The 19,802-nt window shown below is 62.1% G+C and carries 16 protein-coding genes; 7 read left to right on the top strand and 9 right to left on the bottom strand.

Features of this window, described 5'->3' with window-relative positions:
* The first annotated feature begins 276 nt into the window (after positions 1–276).
* Positions 277–1,908: an APC family permease gene (locus tag AT701_RS20325; protein ID WP_081319530.1), complete on the top strand. Its 1,632-nt coding sequence runs from the start codon at positions 277–279 to the stop codon at positions 1,906–1,908.
* Between the two features lie 53 nt (positions 1,909–1,961).
* Here the strand turns inward: AT701_RS20325 and AT701_RS20320 are convergent, their stop codons facing one another.
* Complete coding sequence (locus AT701_RS20320; protein WP_058126477.1) at positions 1,962–3,023, bottom strand: LacI family DNA-binding transcriptional regulator; 1,062 nt, start codon at positions 3,021–3,023, stop codon at positions 1,962–1,964.
* Positions 3,024–3,132: 109 nt separating this feature from the next.
* Positions 3,133–3,966 carry a mycofactocin-coupled SDR family oxidoreductase gene (locus AT701_RS20315; RefSeq protein ID WP_058126476.1) on the bottom strand — a complete coding sequence of 278 codons (834 nt, stop codon included), beginning with the start codon at positions 3,964–3,966 and terminating at the stop codon, positions 3,133–3,135.
* A gap of 340 nt (positions 3,967–4,306) precedes the next feature.
* Between AT701_RS20315 and AT701_RS20310 the strand changes: the two genes are divergently transcribed.
* Positions 4,307–5,185: an LLM class flavin-dependent oxidoreductase gene (locus tag AT701_RS20310; RefSeq protein ID WP_058126475.1), complete on the top strand. Its 879-nt coding sequence runs from the start codon at positions 4,307–4,309 to the stop codon at positions 5,183–5,185.
* 206 nt (positions 5,186–5,391) lie between these two features.
* On the opposite strand, the gene AT701_RS20305 is transcribed toward AT701_RS20310, so the two are convergent.
* On the bottom strand, positions 5,392–5,949 hold the full coding sequence (locus AT701_RS20305; protein WP_058126474.1) for a TetR/AcrR family transcriptional regulator: 558 nt from the start codon (positions 5,947–5,949) through the stop codon (positions 5,392–5,394).
* Between the two features lie 114 nt (positions 5,950–6,063).
* Here AT701_RS20305 and AT701_RS20300 point away from each other — a divergent pair, with 114 nt between their 5' ends.
* The 5 genes from AT701_RS20300 (at position 6,064) to AT701_RS20275 (ending at position 13,354) form a co-directional block, all read left to right on the top strand.
* Positions 6,064–7,053 carry a zinc-dependent alcohol dehydrogenase family protein gene (locus AT701_RS20300; RefSeq protein ID WP_011729524.1) on the top strand — a complete coding sequence of 330 codons (990 nt, stop codon included), beginning with the start codon at positions 6,064–6,066 and terminating at the stop codon, positions 7,051–7,053.
* A gap of 424 nt (positions 7,054–7,477) precedes the next feature.
* Positions 7,478–8,752, top strand: coding sequence for an alpha/beta hydrolase family protein (locus AT701_RS20290; RefSeq protein WP_233032130.1), 1,275 nt, complete (start codon positions 7,478–7,480; stop codon positions 8,750–8,752).
* A 100-nt stretch (positions 8,753–8,852) separates the two neighbouring features.
* Positions 8,853–10,397 (top strand): acyl-CoA synthetase, encoded by a 1,545-nt coding sequence (locus tag AT701_RS20285; protein ID WP_328586930.1) that lies wholly within the window; start codon positions 8,853–8,855, stop codon positions 10,395–10,397.
* A 606-nt stretch (positions 10,398–11,003) separates the two neighbouring features.
* Positions 11,004–11,948, top strand: a complete 945-nt coding sequence (locus AT701_RS20280) for an NADP-dependent oxidoreductase (RefSeq protein WP_058127679.1) — start codon at positions 11,004–11,006, stop codon at positions 11,946–11,948.
* A gap of 410 nt (positions 11,949–12,358) precedes the next feature.
* Positions 12,359–13,354 carry an amidohydrolase family protein gene (locus AT701_RS20275; protein WP_014877922.1) on the top strand — a complete coding sequence of 332 codons (996 nt, stop codon included), beginning with the start codon at positions 12,359–12,361 and terminating at the stop codon, positions 13,352–13,354.
* Positions 13,355–13,641: 287 nt separating this feature from the next.
* Here AT701_RS20275 and AT701_RS20270 read toward each other — a convergent pair whose 3' ends face one another.
* The 6 genes from AT701_RS20270 to AT701_RS20245 form a co-directional block, all read right to left on the bottom strand.
* A complete protein-coding gene (locus tag AT701_RS20270; protein WP_058126473.1) occupies positions 13,642–14,925 on the bottom strand; it encodes an amidase in 1,284 nt (427 codons plus the stop codon).
* Complete coding sequence (locus tag AT701_RS20265) at positions 14,925–15,353, bottom strand: RidA family protein (RefSeq protein ID WP_003895485.1); 429 nt, start codon at positions 15,351–15,353, stop codon at positions 14,925–14,927. Before AT701_RS20265 ends, AT701_RS20270 begins: the two co-directional genes overlap by 1 nt.
* 20 nt (positions 15,354–15,373) lie before the next feature.
* Positions 15,374–16,582, bottom strand: coding sequence for a pyridoxal phosphate-dependent aminotransferase (locus tag AT701_RS20260; RefSeq protein WP_029104115.1), 1,209 nt, complete (start codon positions 16,580–16,582; stop codon positions 15,374–15,376).
* 34 nt (positions 16,583–16,616) lie between these two features.
* Positions 16,617–17,306, bottom strand: coding sequence for an HAD family hydrolase (locus AT701_RS20255; RefSeq protein ID WP_011729517.1), 690 nt, complete (start codon positions 17,304–17,306; stop codon positions 16,617–16,619).
* A 59-nt stretch (positions 17,307–17,365) separates the two neighbouring features.
* Positions 17,366–18,676, bottom strand: coding sequence for an MFS transporter (locus AT701_RS20250; RefSeq protein ID WP_014877918.1), 1,311 nt, complete (start codon positions 18,674–18,676; stop codon positions 17,366–17,368).
* A gap of 76 nt (positions 18,677–18,752) precedes the next feature.
* Entirely contained in the window at positions 18,753–19,379 is a 627-nt protein-coding gene (locus AT701_RS20245; protein ID WP_011729516.1) for a GntR family transcriptional regulator, read from the bottom strand.
* Positions 19,380–19,802: the final 423 nt, after the last annotated feature.

The raw sequence follows: 19,802 nt of genomic DNA, 5'->3' as shown, positions 1-19,802 counted from the left end.
CGAATCCGCCCAGCGTCCGATGCCTGCTGGATACCTGTGACCAGCGATTTTTCGGCCGGATTACGGGCTGTCAAGGCCATCACCCGTTATCCACGTCGGGAAAAAATGAGCCTGTCTGTTGCACGGTATGCGTCTATCCGTGACCCGTGTGCTCGATGAAACTTCATGTGTGCTCGCAGTCACAAAGCGGCGGCCGACCTCAGTAGCACCGCGGCACTGGCTGTTCGGCGCTCATCGCTAGGCATGTGCGAATCGACAACTCTGGAAGGAATACCAATGTCCATCAACCACGGCGGGGGGAGGTCGCTTGCGGGCGACGACGCCCACCTCCGCGTCCTCGGCTACGAGGAGAAGTTCGACCGCAAGATCGGCCAGTGGTCGAACTTCGCACTAGGCTTCCTCTACCTGTCTCCCTTGGTGGGCGTGCTGTCGATGTTCACCCAGGCTCTCACCACCGCTGGACCGCCCGCGATCGGCTGGCTTCTGATCGCGGCTTTCGGCCAGCTCTTGGTCGCGATGGTCTTCGGTGAGATCGTGTCACAGTTTCCGATCGCCGGCGGTCTCTACCAGTGGGCGCGCCGGCTCTGGAATGGTCCATACGCCTGGATCATGTCGTGGATCTACATCGCGGGCATTGTCGTCGGCTGTACCACTACAGCCATGTTCAGCGCGGATTTCGTGCTCGCCCTCTTCCACTCGGATTCCAATATCTCCTCGACGCCGCTGCAGAAGTTCATCATCGCCACGTGCGTCGTGCTGATCTGCATCGGCCTCAACTCGACCGGATCCAAAACTCTGGCCACCATAGCCAAGGTCGGCCTGGCGGCCGAAGTCGCCGGTATCGTCGTTGTGGGCCTTTACTTGTTGATCTTCGCCCGCAAGAACGACTTCTCGGTGTTGTTCAACACGTTCGGGACGGGCAGCGGCGGCGACTACACGAGCGCCTTCTTCACTGCGGCAATCATCGGCCTCGTCCTCTACTACGGATTCGAGGCGTGCGGAGAGGTCGCTGAGGAAACACCGAATCCCAGCCGGGCCATCCCGCGGTCGATGATGCTCACGGTGTTTCTCGGTGGCGGCGCTGCGATCTTCGCCTTCGTCGGTTACATCCTTGCGGCGCCGAACCTGCAGGCCATCGTGGACGGTGAGGTCGCCAATCCGATCACCGCCATCCTCACCGACACCTTCGGTGTGGCCGGCACGAAGATCTTCCTGCTCATCGCTTTGACGTCATTTCTGGCCTGTGTCATGGGCCAGCAGGCAGCGGGCAGCCGACTGATCTTCTCCTTCGCTCGTGATGACATGTTCCCGGGCAGCAACATCTTCAAGAAGATCTCGAACCGCAAAGTGCCGCTGAACGCCCTGGGATTCGTCGCTGGGCTGTGCATCCTGCTCTTCCTGCTGCTGTTCCTGCTGCCGGACGCATTGTTCCGCGTCGCCGCCTTCCAGATGCTCGCCGGATACTTCGCCTTCCAGATGGTTGTCTTCGCGGCACTTCGCGCCCGCGCCAAGGGCTGGACGCCTGGAGGTAGCTGGACGCTCGGCAAGTGGGGCTGGCCCGTCGGCATCGGCGCGCTTGTGTACGGCGTGTTCTCGATGATCGTGCTTGCCCGGCCGAACGGTGATCAGGCTTTGCCCTTCTACGACCGGTGGATCGCGTTGATCGGGTTCGTTGTGGTCTCAGTTGTCGGGCTGCTGTACATGTGGATCGCGAAGCCCTACCGGAAGTCGACGGCTCCCGAAGGTGACGCGATCGAGATCGCGAACCTGCTGCGTGAGCACCGCGCCAAGCACGACATGGAGTCGTTCGCCAAGCAGGTGCCGCTCGCCGAGTCGACGCTTTCGGCGGAGGTCGCCCAGCTCCCCGCCGAGACCGAAAGGCGCGACACCGTCTCGTCAGCGGACTGACATCGGGAGGAAACGCCGCCAGGTTTAAAGCCCTTGGCGGCGTTTCTTTCTCGTCAATCCGGCGGCGGTCCGGTGGTGCCGCGCACCTTGAGTTCTGTCTTCTTCACCGATCGGCGCCTCGGCTTTCCGGCGATCACGTCCAGCAGCATCGCGGCCGCGGTGCGTCCCTTGTCGACGAGTGGTTGGTGGATCGTGGTGAGACCTACGAGCTCGGCCAGCGGGGCGTCGTCGAAACCGATCACGGACACATCGCCCGGTACCTGAAGACCCCTGCGGGTGGCCTCCTTGATCGCCGCGACGGCGTGCACGTCGGAGGTGGCGACGATCGCCGTGGGTCCGACGTCGAGCAGTTGCCCTGCCGCCTCGACGCCGCTGGACATATCGATACCCGCTGCTTCGATCACCATGAGGTCATCAGCGGCGACGTTCGCCCTGTGGCATGCCTCCACATATCCGGTCAGCCGATCATGCAGGTACGCCTCGGTCGCTGCGGACGCGTCGAAGCAGTCGTGCAACCCGGGCGGACTCACTGTACCGATACGGTCGGTGATCACTCCGATGCGCCGATGCCCGAGTGACAGAACATGTTTCATCTGTTTAATGCCACCGGACCGGTGATCGATCGTCACGTACGGCATGTGAGGTAGACGAGGGGAGTCAATCGCCACCGCGGGCGTACGCCGGGCCACCACGGCCGCTACGGCGGGATGGTCATTCGGCAGGCAGTGCAGCACAACCCCATCAACTAGGCCCCTTAGTGCCGCCGGCTTGATCGGGTGCGTTCCGTCGCTCAGGCCAGAGGCGTCGACGGGTAGCAGGGTGAGCGCGACATCGGCAAGCTCGCCGACTTCGACGATGCCCTTCAGGAGCAGCATCGTGGACGGATCCTCGACGGCGAGTGCGAGTGAGCCAGCGACGAGTACGCCGACGGTTCCGATCCGGCCGGAACGAAGGCTGCTACCCGCGATGTTCGGGCCGGTGTACCCGAGGTCATGGGCGATGGTGAGTATCCTGTCGCGCACCTGAGCCGAGACACGCGGGGAGCCGCTGTAGGCATATGAGACCGCCGCCTGTGACACGCCGGCGGCCTTGGCGACATCCCTCATCGTGACCATGCGGCGGGCTCCTTCTCCATCGCGAGGCGGATGACGGCTCACAGGCTAAAGCCCTCCCATCCGCGGCCTGGCGGAGGGAGGGCTCAGCTGGAGAGATCGGGACTGTCGGTCAAGACTTCACGATGAAGCCGGCGTCGATCACCATCGTGGATGCGGTGACATAGCGACCGGTGTCGGCGACCAGATAGAGGATCGCTTCGCTGACGTCCTCGGGTTCGATCCACGGCACCGGCAGGAGGTGGGTGTTGCTGAAGGTGTCGATGACGTCCTCGCGGGTCGGCTTGTCCATATCCGGACGAAACAGGCCGTAGACGAAGTCGTTGTTGATCATGTGCGTGTCGACGCACGTGGGGTTGATCGAGTTGACACGGATGTTGTAGCGGCCGAGTTCGCGCGCCAGCGAGGTCATCAGGCCCGTGACACCGTGCTTGGATGCGGCGTAGGACGAGATGTTCTCGGCGCCCTTGAGGGCCTCGGTGGAGCCGATGAACACGATGCTGCCACCATTGCCCTGCTCGATGAGTGTCGGGACCGCTGCCTTGACTGTATGGAAGACGCCATTGAGGTTGATGTCCACCATCTCCGCCCAGTCCTCAGGCGTGATCTCCCAGGTCTTGGCCCCTGAACAGATTCCGGCGTTCGGGATCACGATGTCGACGCGACCGAACTGCTCGAGGCCACGGTCGAAGACGGACTTCACCTGTTCGTAGTCGCGGGTATCGGCGATGTCTACAAAGATCTGACCGCCGACCTCATGGACGAGGCGGACTGTCTCCTGGAGGTCTTCGTCGGTGGTCCCGTCGTACGCCGTCGTCGAAGGCTTTCCACAGAGATCGAGGCCGATGATGTTGGCCCCTTCGCGGGCGAACGTCACCGCATGCGAACGGCCCTGCCCGCGTGCGACCCCGGTGATGAATGCGACCTTGCCATCGAGTTTTCCCATGACACAACTCCGATCTGATGTCCTTGCTGAAATGAATGCCCGGATATGCTTGTGTTCCAAGGCAAATGGCGTTGATGTGGCTCGGATGAGAGCGTGTGAATCGTATCACCACGCAGCGGTTCGTCAACCTGCTGCCGTGCTCAGTAGCTGCGATGATACGTATCACCACGGGCGGCGCAAGAGGAGGCGTTCCCGTTTGCGCACCCTGTGCAGGAATTGAGTTGAACGCGGCATGAGATGCGTATGGGCGGAGTGGCACCCGCCGTGACAGGCTCAGGGGCGGCGCTCAAGCGCGCGACCAGGACGCGTTATGCCCTGCATTTTCGACGAAGGGACATCGATGACCGATCAGGCACCGCTCCTTGGGTGCGTATATCTCCCGCAGAACCCACCCGAGCGCTTGGCCACGACCGCGCGAATCGCTGATGACGCCGGATTGAACGAGCTCTGGGTCTGGGAAGACTGCTTTCTCGCCGGCGGAATCTCGGCAGCTGCTATTGCACTTTCCAACAGTAGGCGCTTGACCGTCGGGATCGGTGTGGCCCCTGTGCCGATGCGCAATCCCGCGTTGATGGCAATGGAGATTGCGACGCTGACGCGTGCATTTCCGGGGCGCGTCCGAGTTGGCCTTGGGCACGGAGTCCAGGATTGGATGGCACAGATCGGCGCACGAGTTGCCTCTCCGATGACCCTGCTACGCGAACACCTGACCTGCATCGGCGCCCTGCTGCGTGGTGAAACCGTCACGTTCGACGGTCGATATGTTCAGCTGCGGGATGTTGCCCTGGATTGGCCGCCGACCACGGACACCGAACTACTGGTCGCAGCGGTAGGCCCGAAGACGCTGCGTCTCAGCGGCGAACTGGGAACAGGCACAGTCATCACCCAAGGAACGAGTCCTGCGGATCTACGAGCGGCCGTGGCACACGTGCGCGAAGGAAACGCACTGCGCGGTAGGGGTCCATCGTCCATCGTGACCTATCTGCTGTGCGCAACGGGGCCGAACGCGGCGTCGCAGATGGCCGCCGAGTATCAGCGGTGGAACCTCGACGAAGCGGGTGATGTGAGTGTGCAAGGCACCGCAGAGGAAATCGCCAACGGTCTGAGAAGCTGGACCGCCGCGGGTGCAGACACCCTCGTGTTGCAGCCACCCGTCGACGCAGACATCGAGGCGTTCGTCACCTTCGTCGGCAAAGAACTGACACCTCTGGTCAATTGACCAGGAGCGTTATCAGAATCTCCGATATGACACGAGATTGGGATTGATCTTGTATGACACTTGCTGGGATTCTGAGGAACAGCGCAGGTCAGTCGACGGCAGTATGACATCGAAACTGGGAACCTACACTGCTGACCCACATCTGAGGCCCCTGTTCCTCGTCGCCTATTGCTGGACCGTCGGCCTTGCGGCGATCGGGTCCATGCTCACAAGCTGGTGAGAAACGCCTCGGCTGCATCTCGAACCCGGTCTTGGTCGTCGGTGGCAAGCAGGTCAAGCAAGAGCCCTCGAATCGTCGCGATCACGAGAGTCGCTCGCTGTCGTGCGGCTGCCGGCTCGACGTCGGGGCCTTGAGCTTTGCACAGTAAGCTCATCCAGTCAGCCACCACTCGCTGGAGGAAATCCGTGAACTGCTCGGGGGCTTGCAAGGCTCGCCCGTAAACCGCGAAGAACAGTCGAAGTTCCTGCCCCCGCTTGGGGGCAAACGATAGATCCCACGCCAGTCGTGCCGCTGAGGCCAGATCGCCGCGACTGCCGAGCAACTCGTCGGTGGTGATGAGCAGGCGCACCCGCAGGCGTTCGAGGACCGCCTGAAACATCTGCTCCTTGGTGCCGAAGTGATGTACGAGTGTGTTTGATGTGACCCCCAGTGCTGCGGCCACGGGACGCCATGTCAACTCGGAAAACCCATGCTCTGCCGCGTAATCAACTATGGCGTCGAGCAACTCGGCGCGTCGCTGATGGTCCACCGGCCGTCCGGCCATTGCCCACCTCCCTGGGTGTCGCGGTTGTAATCCTTGAACATATGTGTAAAGAATAGAGGGCAGCCACCGATGTCGTCTGAGTGGCTCGATCACACCATGATGAAGGAGCCATCCATGGCGCAAGTCGTCGTGTACGACGAGTTCGGTGAGGCCGATGTTCTGCGGATCATCGACGAGCCGGTCGGTCGGCCCGGTGCTGCCGAGATAGTAGTGAGAATCGAGGCATTCGGGATCAATCGTCTCGATCAGATGATGCGCGCAGGGCAGTACCCTGCGCCGATCCGGCTACCGCATGCCCGCCTCGGCGTCGAGGGGGCCGGATTCGTGCACGCGGTCGGTTCGGCTGTTGAGGGTCTGTCGGTCGGGGACAGGGTGATCATCACTGCGGTGCCTGACGCTGATATCCGCGGTACGTACGCCGAATACGTGACCGTGCCGGCCCAGCGGGTGATCGGGTGGCCCGACGGCGTCGACCTCGTGGGCGCTGCTGCTCTCTGGGTGTCTTACTCCACCGCGTACGGGGCGCTCATCGAGAAAGCTCGGATACGGCCCGGTGATCACGTACTGATCACGGCTGCCTCGAGTGGGGTGGGCCTGGCGGCTATCCAGGTCGCCAACCAGATCGGTGCCATACCATTGGCAGTCACTCGCAGCCCCGATAAGAAGTCCGCGCTCCTGAACGCCGGTGCGGCCGCGGTATTCACGTCCGATGTTGAAGATGTGGCATCAGCTGCCAAGAGCTATACCGGCGGTCTGGGCGTGGACGTCATCGTCGACTCGGTCATGGGCCCAGGGCTTGCTCAGCTGGCAGGTGCGGCGAAAGCCGGAGGAACACTGGTCACGGTGGGTTGGCTGGATCCCCGTCCGGCGTCTTTTCCCATGGGCCAGCTGACGATATACCCGTACGCGAGCTTCGAGCACACACTCGACCCAGCCGCCGTTCAACGGATTGCCGCATTCCTACGCGCAGGACTCCGCAGCGGCGCGTTACAGCCAACAGTGGATCGAGTTTTCTCCTTCGCCGATATCGCCGAGGCACACCGCTACCTTGAGAAAGGGCAGCACATCGGCAAGATAGTCGTCACACATTCGCACGACCGATAACGAAGTCGTTGGTCTGGAGATCATGGTGAGACCCCGGCCTGTTCGCACCATTGCGACGCTCCGACAACCAGTCCTCGGCCGTCGACCGCAGCGGTTGTTCTGAAGCGCTCAATACGCTGGCGTTCTCGGCCTTCAGCCGATGACGGGATAACCGATCGTCGGCCTGGCATCGGCGCCAGATACGGCGTCCTCGTTCCGACTATCCGATCAGCGAACTGGAGCTTTGTGATTCGCAGGCGAAGGTCAACCTCATCCAAGTACGACTTCGGACGAGCGGTGAACCTGTTCGGGTTCGATTTCGGCTCGCGACTGGGTGCAGGGTCATCAACAGAAAGGACAGCGGGTGGAGATCGATTTCAGGGATGACCGCATAGGTGGGTTCAACTACGAGTTCTTCAGGACGATCAGTTCACCGGTGGCCGAGATGGGCGAAACCCTCGGCGTCGCTTACCGGATCAAGGATGGCGACATCGAGAGCTGGCTGACCAATTTCAGCGACGCCGCCAAACGGATCCACGAGCGCGCGGTCGCATATGCCGAAAACGGGATCGCTGCCAGCGCTTCACGAGCGTTCATGCGGGCCAGCAACTTCTACCGTTCCTCGATCTTCTATGCCGTGGAATCCGATCCCCGGCGCGAGGAATACTGGCGGATCAGTCGGGATTGTTTCCGTCGCGCGATGGAACTCCGGTCTGCACCGGTGCGCACCGTGGGCATCCCGTTCGGAGATGCGGTGTTGCCTGGCTACTTCTTCTCCGCGGGAGCCGAGAACCGGCCGACCCTGATCGCCATCGGTGGGTTCGACTCCACCGCCGAGGAGGTCGTGGCTTGGATCGGGTTGGAGGCACAGAACCACGGTTGGAACTGCCTGGTCTTCGAGGGACCAGGACAGTGGGGGGCGTTGTACGACAACCCAGGACTCACGATGTATCCGGACTACGAAAGGCCGGTCTCGGCCGCTGTGGACTTTGCCTGTTCATTCTCGGAGGTCGACCCGGAGCGAGTCGCGCTCGTGGGTTTTTCCCTCGGTGGTTACCTTGCCCCACGCGCGTTCGCGTTCGACAGCCGCATCAAGGCGTGCATCGCGAATTCCTTCCTGCCGTCCGTCCTTGAGCCCTGGACCGGCCTCTGGCCGCCCTCACTGGCCGGGCTGCGCGGTGACGCATTCGACGCAGCGTTCGCCGAGGCAAGTGAAACCAACCCCGGGGCTGCGTGGACCTTCGACCATGGACAGTGGGCACTCGGGTTCGACCGACCGTCCGGCTTCCTCGATATCTGGCGGGACTACACGCTGTTCGATCACGTCGAACGGTTCGACCGGCCATTCCTGAGTATCTTCGGCGAGTCGGAGTTGGCCAAGTTCGAGCACGGCAGCAGTATCGGAAAGTGGGCCAATCGAATGCTCGACTTCTTCGCGGACACCCCAAGCTACTGCGAAACCTACGTCTTCACCAACGAAGAGGGCGGCTCGACGCACTGCCAGATGGGTGGCATCTCGCAGGGCGCCGCCGTGACGATGTCCTGGCTGGAGAACGTGCTGGGCGACGGAGCCGCGCGTGCCGAGCAGAACATCAGCGAGGGCAACAAGATCATGCATCCGGAACTCGGAAGGATCATGCGGAGCACGTTCGGCGACGAGATCGAGGACGGACTGAAGAGGCTGGCGGTCAAGCCTTCCGGAAGGCCCATGGCGATCTGACGTCGGGGCCTCTCCTGAGTGGCGTCGTCCCATTCAGCCCACGCCGTTCGGTGCTTCTGCCGCCCAGCAGTATCGAAAACCAATTCCGACAGATGAGGGCATGACGATGTACCTGACGCAGGGATTGCACCGGGCGGTGCAGCAGACGCCTGGCGCGACGATGACAGTCTTCGGCGAAAGAAGGCGCACCTTCCTCGAAGTGGCCGATCGCGTGGCGAGGTTGGCGGGCGCGCTTCGCGCGCTCGGTGTGCGCGCCGGCGACCGGGTGGCCATGCTCGCGCAGAACTCGGACCGATACCACGAATACCTGCTCGCGGTGCCGTGGGCGAACGGTGTGTTGAACCCGGTGAACATCCGTTGGACCCCAGCTGAAATCGCGTACTCGCTGGAGGACTCCGGCACAAAGGTAATGTTCGTCGACGACTCCTTCGCGCGCATGCTGCCGGCGATCAAGGACGCGTGGGCCGAGCTGAGTACTGTGATCTATGCGGGCGAGGCGTCGCCTCCTGCAGGCACCTTGGCGTACGAAGAACTGATCGACAAAAGTGACCCGGTCGACGACGCTCGGCGGGGCGGAGACGAACTGGCGGGGTTGTTCTACACGGGAGGCACCACCGGATTTCCGAAGGGCGTCATGCTGTCCCACGCCAACCTGCTCACCTCGACCTACGGCCTTCTCACTCCTGGTTTCGCCTTCAGGCCCGGCGGCATCTGCCTCCACGCGGCGCCGATGTTTCACCTCGCCGACCTCATGTCCTGGAGCGCGGGACTGCTCCAAGGGGGCCGTCACGTTTTCATCCCGTCGTTCGAACCGGTCACGGTGATGCAGGCCATCGCGCAGCACCAAGTGACCGATGCATTGCTGGTGCCGACGATGATCCAGAAGCTGATCGACCATCCGGACATCAATAGATATGACCTGACTAGCTTTCGCGCGTTGTTCTACGCCGCTTCAGCAATTCCGCAGGCGTTGCTGGAGCGCGCTATGAAGGTCTTTCCGAACGCTGAGTTCGTTCAGGGGTACGGCATGACGGAACTGTCACCCCTGGCCACATTGCTCAGCCCGGACGACCATCAGAAGCCGCGACTGCTGCGCTCTGCCGGGCGGGCGGCTCCCTCCGCAGAAGTGCGCATCGTAGATCCTGACGGAAACGAGGTCCCGCGGCGAACCGTCGGGGAGGTCGCGGTGCGGGGCGGCAACGTGATGCTCGGCTACTGGAACAAGCCCCAGGAGACAGCCGCCGCGATCCGCGACGGCTGGATGCATACGGGGGACGCTGCCTACATGGACGACGACGGCTACATCTATGTGGTCGACCGGATCAAGGACATGATCATCACCGGTGGAGAGAACGTGTACTCCGCCGAAGTCGAGAACGCCGTCGTCCAGCACCCTTCGGTCGCCGCCTGCGCGGTGATCGGCGTCCCGGATGCCGACTGGGGAGAACGGGTGCACGCGGTCGTCGTGTTGCAACCCGGCGCCGAGCTCGCGGCTTGCCAAATCCGCGAACACGCCAAGCGACTCATCGCCGGCTACAAGTGTCCCCGCAGTATCGAGTTCGTGAATGCACTGCCACTTTCCGGTGCAGGCAAGGTCCTCAAACGCGAACTTCGGGAGAGACACCTCGGCGCGCGAGAGAGATAGGGGCTCGCTTCCGTAGCACCCAGGAAGGTCGCACGCCCCATGTTGAAATCGACACCAATTGAGCTGTATTAATTGATGATTCGCGACTGCGTTCCGCCCGATGTGCTCAGTTGCGCTGGGGATACACGCTCCTTTGCCCATCCGGACGCAGTGACCATCGTGCAAGGCGCTGTCGGATCGTGAAGTCCTCGTCGCTGCGGGGCATCTCCGGGCGCCGCCGCTCAGACCCATGCTTTGGCAATTCGAGAAACTGCAGTGGTGACTGTCGCCGTAAGCGCAGACATACGGCGCGGCGAAGGGCCAGTCACTGCCGCACAACACATGCCCAGGGAACGTAAACACATGTGGTGACCGCTGTCTCGTCGGGATGAAACGAGACCGGTGTCCACCTGGAACCACTGGAGATCAGTAAGCAGTACACGGCGGGTATCGCGGTTCCGGTAGTAGGCCGTCGTGAGAACTTCTCGTGCGATCGCCGCCGAGGCGACCCTTACGTGATCGGCTGACGTCAATCCGGCTGTGGCACTGCAGCTGTGATTTCTGGACCGAATGATCCGCAACAGCCTGCGAGGAATAATGAGCTGGCGCCTCGGGTTGTTCAAAGGCGTGAAAGCCGTTGGTGTATATGAATTCGGTGGTCCGGACGCACTTGAGGTGATCGACTTGCCTGAGCCGCAGGCGGGCCCGGGGGAGGTGCGTATCCGGGTGTATGCCGCGGCGGTGAGTCCGACCGATGTCTTGTTGCGGACCGGTGGTCATGCTGTGCGTATGGCGGGCCGGCGTCCGCCGTTTGTGCCCGGGATGGACGCTGCGGGTGTCATCGATCAGATCGGGCCGGGCTGTGATGGTCGCCTTCATGTGGGGCAGCGGGTGATCGCGATGGTGATGTTCGTCGGTGAACACGGTGGGGCGTATGCCGAGCAGGTTGTGGTGCCCGCGGCCTCGGTGGTGCCCGCGCCGGCGAACGCTGATTTCGCTGCGGCGTCGACTCTGCTGATGAATGCGATGACCGCGCGTCTGGCGCTGGATACGCTGGGGCTGCGTGCGGGGGAGACGGTGGCGGTGACTGGTGCGGCGGGTGCGGTCGGTGGCTTTGCGGTCGAGTTGGCGAAGGCTGATGGGTTGCGGGTGATTGCCGATGCGGTCGAGCGTGATGTGGAGCTGGTCCGCGGTTTCGGCGCTGATCACGTTGTCGAGCGTGGTGCCGAGGTCGCGGCGCGGATCCGTGGGTTGGTTCCGGGTGGGGTGCCGGGCCTGGTTGATGGCTCTGATCAGCAGGGTGAGGTGCTCGGTGCGATCGCTGATGGTGGCATGCTGGTCGAGTTGCGCGGGTGGGAGGGGCCGGGGGAGCGTGGTGTCCGGGTGGTTCCGGTGATGGTGCCTGATCGCATCACCGATACCGAGGGGCTCACGACGTTGAGCCGTCAGGCTGAGATGGGCGTGCTGACACTTCGCGTGGCCGACGTACTGCCCGCCGAGCAGGCCCCGAAGGCACACCGCATGCTCGAGGCCGGCGGTCTGCGCGGGCGCATCGTCCTCGACTTCTCGTGAATCTGAATGGCTCCGTTCGTATTACGGATAGTCTTGATGGGCCTTACGAGTTGAACATGTATCGAGCGAACACAATTCGAAAAGGCAAGAGTGCGAATGACTCTACCCGGGGAGGCAGCTCGAGACGATCAGCCCGAGCATCGCTGCCGAGGCGTCGCAACAACATCGTCATCTGCTATTCATCGTTGCGATGTAAGCACACCTCGACCACTTGGCCTGCCCAACGATGGTGAACATTTCGACGGTTGCAACCCAGTTGAAGGCAGGGGCTAGGCAAGAGCCGGCCAGACACCGCGCTCTCGGCCATTTCTCTTGTCGATCCGGGTCGACAAGATATGCAGTTGCGGCGCATTAGGACGAACGACCGGTGCCGGCCCCCAGGGCCGGCACATCGAGTACTTAGGAAACTGATGAAGATCATCACTGTCGAAGAACACTTTCATCACCCTGGCGCGATGGCGCGAGTACAACAGCTTGGAGGCCCACCGCCGATCGCGATGGACGATAGTTATGAAGCTCTTTTACAGCACTTCATGCCAGATCGCGACTCCTCGGAGCGGTTGGGTGGAAGGCGTTTGACGCATATGGACCGAGTCGGCATCGACGTTCAGGTGGTGTCACATGGTGCGAACAATCCCGGCAGCCTGAACCACCATGAGGCGACTGAACTATGTCGCACTGCGAACGATGCGCTAGCACAAGATATTTCAGAGCATCCTACGCGATTTCGCGGGTTTGCGACCATCCCCTTGCATGATCCACACGCAGCTGCTGACGAAATGAGGCGTTGCGTGAATGAATTGGGCTTTGTGGGCACGCTAGTGATGGGTACGTGTGCTGGAACGTTCCTTGATGACGATCGATACGAGCCGGTGCTGTCTGCAGCTGAAGAAGTTGACCGACCCATATACCTTCATCCGGGACTACCGCCTGCGTCGGTGTCCAACGCCTACTACGCGGGCAACTGGCCCGGCGCAGTGCAATGGGTGTTCGCGGGTCCCGGCTTCGGTTGGCATGCCGAGGCAGGGATCCACACGATTCGGATGATTCTATCCGGTGCGCTTGATCGCCATCCGAATCTGAAAATGCTGAGCGGTCATTGGGGCGAATTTGTCGCGGGTTGGCTCGATCGGCTCGATGAGGTATTCGCTTGGTGCCACCACCTCGACCGTCCTATCAGCCAGTACTATCGCGACCATGTGTGGATTACGCCGTCGGGCATGTTCAACCAGAATCGGTTGAAGTTCATCCTCGCCGAACTCGGCCACGAGCGGATCATCTACTCTGAGGATTACCCCTACGTCGAAAGTGAGAGTGTGTCGGAGTTTCTCGAATCGGCAGAATTGAGCGAGGATCAACGCGCATCCATCGCACATCGGAATGCCCAGAACCTTCTGCACATCTGACTGTCAGCCCTGAGCTTTCGGGGTGTCTGATCCAAACGTAGAGGCGGATCCTACGAACACAATCCGACCTCGCCTGCGCTGCCGCCTCGTTGAACTTCGTCAGGGCGCGGATCGCCTTATCGCTGTCGCAGCAGGCCGACATTCTTTTCGGTATCCAAGCCTGCTTCCGACACCGTGCGTTTACCCACCGGTTTGTTGAGAAGCTGTGTGAGAAACTGCAGACGACGAAACAGCCATCCCGGCAGGGAACCGACCCGCGGGCAGCAGTTCGATGGTTGTCGCTCGTGCTACCGCAATCCCGCGGCGGATCTGTGTTGTGCCTCGACGATGGACCCCGCCTCGAGTACGCGGGTTTCACAACCGGGCTTACCGACGAGTTGGACCGACAAGGGTCGGCCGTGCTGATCGGCCCCGACTGGAACAGCCAGGGCCGGAGCACCTGTCAGACTCCACGGCGTGGTGTACGCGACGAGCGCCCGACCCACATCGACAGACTGCCCTCCCACTTCTGCGGTTTTCCGATCACGACGGGGTCCGAGGATCGCAGTGGTGGGGCTGATCAACACATCGCAATGGTCGAACACACGGAGCAGGTCATAAGCGATCCGAGCCCGGTGCCGAAGGGCCTCAACGTACATATGAGGGGTTGTTCGCGCTCCTGCCGCCAATCGGCGGCGAGTCTCGGATTGGAACAAGGGCGGATTTTCGGACAACCGCTTCCGGTGGGTCAACGCTGCCTCGCACCCGACGATATGCGCGTAGACGGGGACCGCAGCCTCAGGCCAGCCCAGCCGAACGGGCCTGACTTTGGCGCCGTGCTGTTCAAGCGAAGCGGACGCATTGCTCACTGCCTCAGTGATGGCCGTACTCTCGGGAACAAAGTAATCGTCAGCGACCACACCGATCGTGAGGGCAGCATCGTCGGTCTCCGGCGATCTGTATGGCGTACCGCTGATGGCATGCCAGACGGCGCGAGCGATGCCCACGGACGCAGCGAGGACTCCGACGGTGTCGAGCGTCGGCGACAACGGCTGGACCCCGGAGGATTGCAGCCGGCCAGTCGTGGGTCGTAGTCCGACGACGCCGCACAACGCCGCGGGTACCCGGACGGATCCTCCGGTGTCGGTCCCGATAGCGAAGGGCACATCGCCCGCCGCTACTGCGGCGGCAGATCCACTACTAGACCCGCCCGGCATATGCTCGGCACTGCGCGGGTTCACCACCGGCGCAGTGGCCGATACCATTCCGGTGGCCCCGTAGGCGATTTCATGCATCGCGTTCTTGCCGACGATGACTGCCCCGGCTGCGCGCAGAGCAAGGACCACTTGAGCATCGCGCGTCGGCACCACCGCCGGATAGGCCGATCCATCCGCCGTGGGCAATCCCGCGACGTCGATGTTGTCCTTGACGCCGCAAGGTATTCCCTCAAGGATGCGCGCCCGTTCAGCGCTCGCGCCCCGCGCTCTCTCGTACCGCGCCACAGCCTCATGATCGATGGTGGTCCAGGCGTTGAAACGGTTCGCAGAGGCCCTTGCCAAAGTCTGCTCGATGGATCTCGTGGACTGACTCATCAGGTCGATGCGCGCCGATCCGCCACGCCGATCCCAACGGTGAGTTCGATCTCGACCGGCGCGCCTCCGGGAAGACAGGCGACCCCGACCGCCGTGCGTGCCCCCAGCGCTTCGTCGCCGTAGCGTCCTCGAAGCACCTCAGACGCCGCGTCGGCGACACGCGAGTGCTCGGTGAAGGTGGGGACCGACGCGACGAATACGGTCATTCGGAGCACCTGGGCGATCGCCTCACCTGGCAAGAGGCCCGATTCTGCGGCGAAGGCAGCGTTCGTGGCAGCATGTCGCGCCGCGCTGCGAGCCCGGTCGACGTCGATGTTGGCACCGACGACACCGATGTCGATCAATTCGCCGTTGTCCCGCGGTGTCATCCCGGCCGTGTAGATCACCGTTTCATGTCGAACGGCAGACCGGTAGTCACCCTGCGGCACTGGACTCGTCCTTGTTTCATTCATTCCGACAATTCCGTTGCCAGATCGCAGATGACCGATGCCGCCGCCAGCGCGTTGTCGCGTTGTTGGGAGAAGTTCAACCGGATACTGCGGTCGTGACCGGGGCCGAACTCGCTGCCTGGGGTGACGGTGATTCCGTGGTCGGAGCGCAGTATGTTCCGGAATTCGGCTGGTGGCACACGCAAGGCCGGTAGTTGCGGGAATATATAGCTGCCGCCCTCGGTGCGGCGGATCGAGACGCCATTGGTTGCCTCGAACCGTGCATGAAGGTCGTCACGGATGTTCTGATGCTCCTTGATGCGGTGCTCGAGCCAGCCGGGCGGTTCGGCGAACCAGCAGCGGAGGACCGTCTGGCTGTACCCCGGGGCACGCAATGATGCCAACGCCTGCAACTTTTCCATCCTGTCGATGACATGGGGCGCGCCGACAGCCACCCCCACCCGAAACCCGCTGAGTGACTCCGTTTTCGAGGGGCCCAGCAGGGTGAGACAGTGTTCGTCGGCAATTGCGGTCGTGCGAAGGTGGGTGAATGAAGTGCCCGGGTACACGAGCCGGGAGTACAACTGATCCACCACGATGAATGCGCCGTATCTTTCTGCCAGCGCCGCGATCTGGTGAATCTGGTCGGAGGTGTAGACAACGCCCGTGGGATTGTTGGGGTTCGACAGAACGAGCAGTTTGCAACCGGACGCGAAGGCGTAGGCCAGCTTGACGAGGTCGAGCTCGGCGGCGCGTGACGGGTCCTGATAATCCAGCGTCACGGGGACGGTCTGGGCTCTCAGATAGGTGACGATGCGGCTGTTGGCGAAGTAATCCGGAACGACGACAGCCACCTTATCGCCGGGTTCCACCAACGACGACAGTGCTACGAAAAGCGCACCTTGGGTTCCGGGTGTGACGATGATTTCGCGTGATGGGTCCACTGGGCGCCCGGTGAACTCACCGACATGGTGGGCGACGTGTTCGCGCACGTCGTCATGACCGCGATAAGGCGAGTAGGCGTAGCGTCGCCCGTCGGCGAAGGCTTCTCGGTACAGATCGAATGCTCCCGGGGCCGGGAGGAAGGCGCCCACGTCACCGTGCGAGAAGTCAGTTCCATCGCCGACTGGACGCGCTGTCGCGGTGGCAAGCGACTTTTCCTGTCCCGGCGAGGAACTGATGTCCAGGTCGTCGAGTGGATTCGTGGCCTCTGTACTGGCCGAGTGCATGTGGTCTCCTTGTGTGATGAACGTGGTTCGGGTGTCAGGCGTTCAGCAGCGCAGGCAGGCCCCGGAGATCGGGCAGGATCTCGTCGGGCGCCGGCGTGCCGTCGTTGAGGGTTTGCGAGTTTCGGTTGATCCAAATCGTGCGGAAACCCATCGGGACGCTGCGCGGGAGATCGACGTACTGTGACTGCGCGATGTGCACCGTTCGTTCGACCGGCACTGCGGCCCTTTCCAGGACGAGTTCGAACAACGCCGAATCCGGTTTGTAGGCACGGGTTGTCTCGGCCGTGATGACCACGCTGAACAGGTTGTGCATGCGGTCGACAGCGCGGCAGACGATGTCGTCCTGGCTGTTGCTGATGATCGCAAGGCGGTACGTCTTCGCGAGTTGACGCAGTACGTCGACGGTGTCGGGAAAGGGTTCGGCTTCCGCCATTGCGTCGCCGCAATCGGCGCCGTCTGAATGGTCCACGTCGGCGCCGTACTCATGCAGCGCGGCCTGAATGCTCTGCTTGAGCAGTTCACGGTAGATCAGGAACGGGCCCTGCAGCAGTCGCAACGCGTGGCTGTAGTACCACCGGTGGTAGAACTGGTCGGGCTCAACAGACAAGTTCTTCCGTCTGAGCAGATCGGCCATATATACGCGCAACGCGGAATCCCAGTCGATGAGCGTCCCATAACAGTCGAACGTCAGCAGGTCGGGTTTCGGATCAAGGATGAAGACCACCTGAATTACCTCTCAATAGTGTTGTTGACGGGTGTGTTTCGTTTGGTGTGGCAAAGCCTTCACGTACGGGCAGCTTCCGACGATGTCGCGTCGCCCTTCTCGACGGCGACGATCGGCTTGTTGTACGTCTCAGGAAGCACGAGGACGCACAGGAGACTCACCGCCGCCAGCAGCGCCAACCACGCCGGCGCGGGCCATGAATGTCCCGCTGAGGCAACCATCGCCGTCACGATCATCGGGGTCGTCCCACCGACCAGTCCTGCCGACACCTGTTGTCCGAGTGAGGCTCCGGTGTACCGAATATGCGGCTCGAACATTTCCGCGCTCAGCGATCCCATCAGCCCGTACAGCGAACCGTTGGCAAACCCCCCGATCCCCTGGGCGATCCAGATGAGTACCGCCACCTCGGTCTCCACCAGCCAGAACAGGGGGAACGCGTAGAGAATCGTGAACAGCGCCATCGTGAGGAAGACGGGTCGCCGACCGATTCGGTCGGACACCGACGCCGAGGTCAAGTTACCGACGATCGCACAGCACGCGAAGACGATGCCGCCGATGAGCATCGTGGTGGCCGAGATTCCGAGATCGTTCTTGCCGTAGGCCACCATGTAGGTGGCGTATACGTAATACCCGCCACTGGAGACCGCGAATGCCCCGATGCCGAGCATCACCGTTTTCGGATGGTTGCGCAGTACCTCGATCAACGGCGCCGATGCAGTGTGCTGAACCTTCTCGCGTATCTCGGCGAACACCGGGGTTTCCGGCACCGCGAGTCGGATGAAGAGACCCACTGCGACGAGAACTCCACTGAGCAGGAACGGGATTCGCCAACCCCACGTTTCGAACGCATCGCCGGTGGCGGCGGTGACGATCGCGAAAACCGTGGTGGCGAGGAGGAAACCGGCGGGTGACCCGACCTGTGGTAGCGCACCGTAGAATCCGCGCTTACCCGGTGGTGCGTGTTCGACACTCAGCAGGACAGCGCCGCCCCACTCGCCGCCGAGTGCGATCCCTCCCAGCAACCGCATCGCCACCAAGAGTATGGGAGCCCAGGCCCCGATGGTCTCGTATGACGGGATCACGCCCACCGCAAAGGTACTGATACCCATCAACAACAGGGTGATCAGAAGGATCTGCTTACGTCCTGCGCGGTCACCGAAGTGGCCGAAGATGATTCCGCCCAGAGGGCGAGCGAGGAATCCCAGCGCGAACACCGCGAACGATGCCAACGTGCCGGCAAGGGTGCTGACCTCGGGAAAGAACACAGTGCTGAACACCACTGCCGCACTCAGCCCGTAGATCTGGAAGTCGTACCACTCGATGGTGGTGCCGACCAGGCTCGCCAACCCGGCCTTCCGCGATGATTGCATACGGTTCATTGTTAACAACCTTTCGATAAAGGGATCACGATCGAGTCGGGCGCCTTACCACGGGACTGCGAGAGGGTCAGTCGTATGACGCCACGAGGCGCTGATAAGCAGTTTCGATGTGCGCCCGAACGGCGTCGACCAGTGCTGACTCGCTTCGGGTTCGCAGTAGGTCGAGGAGGTGCACGTGCTCGTCGACGACGATCTCGCGACTTGTCGCCGACACCGTGTTGCGAGAGAACAGGCACAATGCCACCTGCGACCGCACCGTGCGCCACGCCACGCTGAGTCGATCATGGTGGGCCGCTTGATAAAACGCATCGTGAAATCGGAGATCCGCGTCGGTGATACCTCGCCGATCTCCCTTCTCGAAGGCCTTTGCAAGGTCGGATAGGGCATGGTCGAGTGCGTCGAAGTCAGCGGCCCGGGCACGTTCGACGGCCGTGCGAGCAGCCAGGGTTTCCAAGGCCACCCTCAAGGTGTAGACGTCCTCGATGTCCGCCTTGTCGAGCAGTGGGACACGAGCGCCCTTGTGCGGTTCATGGACCACCAAACCCTCATGTGCCAACGCGGCCAACGAATCTCGAATGGGACCCCGACTGGTGCCCAACTGCTCGGCAAGGTCTTTCTCGTTCAGACGCTCCCCGGGGGCGAACTTGCCGGCGATGATGGCGTCACGCAAGACCGCCAGTACGTCGTCCTTCAACCTGAGACGCTGAGCCGCCCGAAGAGCGCCGGCTGCCACATCCACCCCCAGTGTTAACAATTAACTGTTGTCCAGATCATAAGGGCGTCTACACGGGTGCTGTCAAGCCTCCACTGCAAGCTCAAGCCGAAAATCCCGGCGTTGCGGTCCATCAAAGACCGGTTGTTCGACTTGTGACACGAAATTGGGATTCGTCAGGTTTAGAGGGCATATTGGGCCCGATAGTCGACTGACATCGGAGGATGCAGCTTGTCGACTCTCAAATTGAGTGTTGTTTTCTCAAGCGGACTGTCATCCGTATGTCTTTCGACACCGTAGTGACTCGTCGGTCACCGTCGAAGTGACAATCTGCGAACGGCAAGGGAAAGCCGGCTTGCGTTGAGCTTCTGGCGACCCCGGCGGGATGGTGAAGGTGGGGTGCCC

The organism is Mycolicibacterium smegmatis (assembly GCF_001457595.1).
Taxonomy (GTDB): domain Bacteria; phylum Actinomycetota; class Actinomycetes; order Mycobacteriales; family Mycobacteriaceae; genus Mycobacterium; species Mycobacterium smegmatis.
Note: the sequence above shows the minus strand (reverse complement) of the source record. Positions and strands in the feature narration are given on the sequence as shown.

Excerpts from the sequence above, each read along its gene's own strand:
- AT701_RS20285 (WP_328586930.1), top strand. The coding sequence starts at position 8,853 with ATGACGATGTACCTGACGCAGGGATTGCACCGGGCGGTGCAGCAGACG.
- AT701_RS20305 (WP_058126474.1), bottom strand. The coding sequence starts at position 5,949 with ATGGCCGGACGGCCGGTGGACCATCAGCGACGCGCCGAGTTGCTCGAC.
- AT701_RS20325 (WP_081319530.1), top strand. The coding sequence starts at position 277 with ATGTCCATCAACCACGGCGGGGGGAGGTCGCTTGCGGGCGACGACGCC.
- AT701_RS20290 (WP_233032130.1), top strand. The coding sequence starts at position 7,478 with ATGGGCGAAACCCTCGGCGTCGCTTACCGGATCAAGGATGGCGACATC.
- AT701_RS20275 (WP_014877922.1), top strand. The coding sequence starts at position 12,359 with ATGAAGATCATCACTGTCGAAGAACACTTTCATCACCCTGGCGCGATG.
- AT701_RS20310 (WP_058126475.1), top strand. The coding sequence starts at position 4,307 with ATGACCGATCAGGCACCGCTCCTTGGGTGCGTATATCTCCCGCAGAAC.
- AT701_RS20250 (WP_014877918.1), bottom strand. The coding sequence starts at position 18,676 with ATGCAATCATCGCGGAAGGCCGGGTTGGCGAGCCTGGTCGGCACCACC.
- AT701_RS20270 (WP_058126473.1), bottom strand. The coding sequence starts at position 14,925 with ATGAGTCAGTCCACGAGATCCATCGAGCAGACTTTGGCAAGGGCCTCT.
- AT701_RS20300 (WP_011729524.1), top strand. The coding sequence starts at position 6,064 with ATGGCGCAAGTCGTCGTGTACGACGAGTTCGGTGAGGCCGATGTTCTG.
- AT701_RS20320 (WP_058126477.1), bottom strand. The coding sequence starts at position 3,023 with ATGGTCACGATGAGGGATGTCGCCAAGGCCGCCGGCGTGTCACAGGCG.
- AT701_RS20260 (WP_029104115.1), bottom strand. The coding sequence starts at position 16,582 with ATGCACTCGGCCAGTACAGAGGCCACGAATCCACTCGACGACCTGGAC.
- AT701_RS20315 (WP_058126476.1), bottom strand. The coding sequence starts at position 3,966 with ATGGGAAAACTCGATGGCAAGGTCGCATTCATCACCGGGGTCGCACGC.